Consider the following 3,113-nt stretch of genomic DNA (forward strand, 5'->3'; position numbering starts at 1 on the left):
GCGGATGGCGACTTGTCCGGCGATCCACAGGGTGCGGCGCAGCCGAGCATTGCCGAATTTGGAAAGGCGGGTCTGGCCCCGATATTGGCCTGACTGCTGTGTCGAGAGGTTCAGCCCGCAGAACTTTAGAAACTGGCGATGATGGGTGAAACGGCGAAGATCGCCGGCTTCGGCAATGATGGTCAATGCGTTGATCGGTCCAATGCCCGGGATTTGTCGCAGGAGCTGATAATCCTGGCTGTGCCGCAACAGCTCGTCGGCCTGCGCTTCGATCTCATTGCGCTGCCGGATCAGGCTGCGTGCTTCGTCAATGACCATCCGGAACATGCGAATGGCAGGGACATCAAGCGGCAGCGGCAGTCCGATCGATGAGCGCGCCGTCTCGTAAATATCCATTAGAATCTGTGTCTTGCTGACCTTGCGGCCGACGACATCCCACGCTGCTGTCACAAACTCCTCCTTTGTCCGTGATGCTTGCTGGCGTCGGAAAGGCATGAAGGAAGGCGAAGAACCAATCGCTGCGGCTGTTCCCCCGGAATCGATCGATCTCGGGAAAATACAGTGGCAGGTAGTGCGTCAGGATACGGTGCTGGATCTCGGTCTTGGCCCTTGGCGATCGCTTCATGGGTCTTCGACAGTTCCTGCACGTCGTGATGCCGGCGCGCGGCGGATCATGGTAGACCTGCGTCGCCTGGATCCTGAGCATGTGCAGCATCACCTGGGCATCCTTTGGATCGTTCTTGTCCCAGCTGTTGTGCAACGCTTCTCGTGTTCGGGCCAGCGCCAGCGACGCCACCAGCCGCACCTCGAAACCCGCTTCAGCCAGGCGCCATGCTATCGGCCGGTGATAGTTCCCGGTCGCTTCAAAGGCGCAGACCACAGGGCGGCCGTACGCCTGCAGCACTTCGATCATATGGTCGTGCTCAACACCGGGTGTTGAGGACCAAAAGGCGACGCCGGCGCTTGTGGCCCGGTGCTTCGATCAGAACTTCATTGCGCACCTTGGCAATGTCGATCGCTACCAGCACCGCGGCGGCGGGTGTAGAATCTGAAGTGGTCATGGTCGGTCTCTCCGGAATGGGCTGTGAACATTCCACATTCTAGAGAAACTTTGACTGGCCATGGCCGCCTCGACAGCGGTGCGCGCCTGCAGCGAGCTGCGCGCACCGCTCTCTCGGTCGCCGCGGCTCCTTCATTCCGTAGGTGCTACGGCTCCTGCTACAAATCAAAGGCCTTCGCCAAGGCCTGCCGCGATCTCGGCCTCAAGCACGTCAGGACAAGACCCTATACGCCCAAGACCAATGGCAAGGCCGAGCGCTTCATCCAGACAGCATTGCGCGAATGGGCTTATGCCATCGCATCCGACATCCGATCACCGTGCCGCCGAACTGCCTGTCTGGCTACACAGATACAATTGGCATCGTCCACATGGCAGCCTAAAGTCCAAAACACGTATCAGTCGCCTGGCTCTAACCGAGGACAACCTGTGGAGGCAATGGCGGCGTGCATGGGGCGTCCATCGCGCGAAGCTTGGAGATCGGCCGCATATATGTTCCTGCAGCAGCGGGCGTTTTCAGTGCCGTGGGTCTGCTTCTGGCCGAAAAGTCAGTAGCTGTCGCATCAGCCTTCGTCGCACGACTGGACGAGCTCGACGATACGGCAGCTGAACAGGCTTACGTTCAGCTCCAGCGTGAGGCGGAGCGCCTTCTGGGTGTTTCCGGGAAGGCCAGGTGCATGCGCCAGGTAGAGATGCGCTACCTTGGGCAGGCATTCGAGCTGATTATTGATCTCGATGTTGGGCACCTATCCACCGAGGCGCGCAGCGAGCTGCGGTGAGCGCCCGATCAGGCGGAGCTGGTTGGGGTTGCACAGCCTGATCGGGCGCGGCTGATTGGCTTTCGGCTTCAGTTTGAGAGCGGCTCTTGAAGCGCCAGGACTCATTTCCGGTTTCGACGATCTCGCAATGGTGAGTGAGGCGATCGAGCAACGCGCTGGTCATCTTGGCGTCGACGAAGACGCTCGGCCATTCACCGAAGGCGAGATTGGTAGTGATGAGGATCGAGGTGCGCTCGTAGAGTTTCGAGATGAGATGGAAGAGCAACTGCCCGGCGGCCTGGGCGAAGGGCAGATAGCCGAGCTCATCGAGCACGACGAAGTCTAGCCGGGTCAGGTGATCGGCAATGCGGCCCTGGCGGCCGGAGCGGGTCTCGGCCTCCAGCCTGTTGAACAGGTCGACGACGTTGAAGAAGCGGCCTCGCGCGGCGTTGCGGATGAGTGAGCGGGCGATGGCGATCGCCAGATGCGACTTTCCTGTGCCTGTTCCGCCGACCAGGAACGACGTTGCGATGATCGGCGACGAAGACGCCGCCGGCGAGATCGCGCATCCGGGGTTCGTTGACCGGCGTGCCGGCGAAGTCGAAGTCCTTGGCCAGCGGCAACTTGGCGACGGCGAGCTGGTATTTGATGGAGCGGGCCTACTTCTCCGATATCTCGGCCTGCAAGAGATCACCGACAATCCTGGGCGGCTCGTGCTGTCGCTTGATGGCGACGCGCCCATGATCTCGTCATAGGCGCTGCGCATTCCGTAGAGCTTCAGCGCTCCCATCAGTTCCATTACCTCGGTGCGTTCCACGGCTGTTTGTCCTCCTGAGACTGTCATAGCGGGCGCAGTCGGCGACCGGCTCGTGAGCTAGCTTCAGCGCCGGGGAATGGAAAGGATCGTGCCCGGCGCCGGATCATGCGCGTCGAACACCATCTCCTGCGTCTCGCACGGATACGCCCTCACGAATACATGCGGCTGGTGGCAGAGCCGCATGTGCGCGACCTTCACTGTCACTGTCACGCCGTCGAGCAGGACGATCTCGTGACTCCAGTCGAACCGGTAGGCCTCGCCAGGTGCAAAACTCAGCGGAATGTGGGCCTCGGCGCTGCCGCGATCCGCCGCCCAACTCTGAGCATGCCGCCACACCGAACTGTAGCTGCCGTCAAAGTTCTGCGGGCTGAACCTCTCGACACAGCAGTCAGGCCAATATCGGGGCCAGACCCGCCTTTCCAAATTCGGCAATGCTCGGCTGCGCCGCACCCTGTGGATCGCCGGACAAGTCGCCATCCGC

The 3,113-nt window shown here is 61.2% G+C and carries 1 protein-coding gene and 5 pseudogenes; 2 read left to right on the forward strand and 4 right to left on the reverse strand.

Annotated features, from left to right (window positions below; all coding sequences use genetic code 11):
• A pseudogene (locus EN869_RS33585) lies at positions 1 to 1,061 on the reverse strand (IS110 family transposase); the annotation flags it as partial.
• 149 nt (positions 1,062 to 1,210) lie between these two features.
• On the opposite strand from EN869_RS33585, the pseudogene EN869_RS33590 reads away from it, so the two are divergent.
• Positions 1,211 to 1,487, forward strand: a pseudogene (locus EN869_RS33590) (integrase core domain-containing protein); the annotation flags it as partial.
• A gap of 133 nt (positions 1,488 to 1,620) precedes the next feature.
• On the opposite strand, the gene EN869_RS35405 reads toward EN869_RS33590, so the two are convergent.
• The 3 genes and pseudogenes from EN869_RS35405 to EN869_RS33605 all read right to left on the reverse strand — a co-directional run.
• Positions 1,621 to 1,803 (reverse strand): hypothetical protein, encoded by a 183-nt coding sequence (locus EN869_RS35405; RefSeq protein ID WP_245460402.1) that lies wholly within the window; start codon positions 1,801 to 1,803, stop codon positions 1,621 to 1,623.
• A pseudogene (gene istB / locus EN869_RS33600) lies at positions 1,781 to 2,632 on the reverse strand (IS21-like element helper ATPase IstB). Before istB ends, EN869_RS35405 begins: the two are co-directional and overlap by 23 nt.
• A gap of 96 nt (positions 2,633 to 2,728) precedes the next feature.
• A pseudogene (locus tag EN869_RS33605) lies at positions 2,729 to 2,989 on the reverse strand (IS21 family transposase); the annotation flags it as partial.
• On the opposite strand from EN869_RS33605, the pseudogene EN869_RS33610 reads away from it, so the two are divergent.
• Positions 2,988 to 3,113: pseudogene (locus EN869_RS33610) on the forward strand (transposase); the annotation flags it as partial. The pseudogenes EN869_RS33605 and EN869_RS33610 sit on opposite strands and share 2 nt — an antisense overlap.

This window comes from Mesorhizobium sp. M2D.F.Ca.ET.226.01.1.1, assembly GCF_004022705.2.
GTDB lineage: Bacteria > Pseudomonadota > Alphaproteobacteria > Rhizobiales > Rhizobiaceae > Mesorhizobium.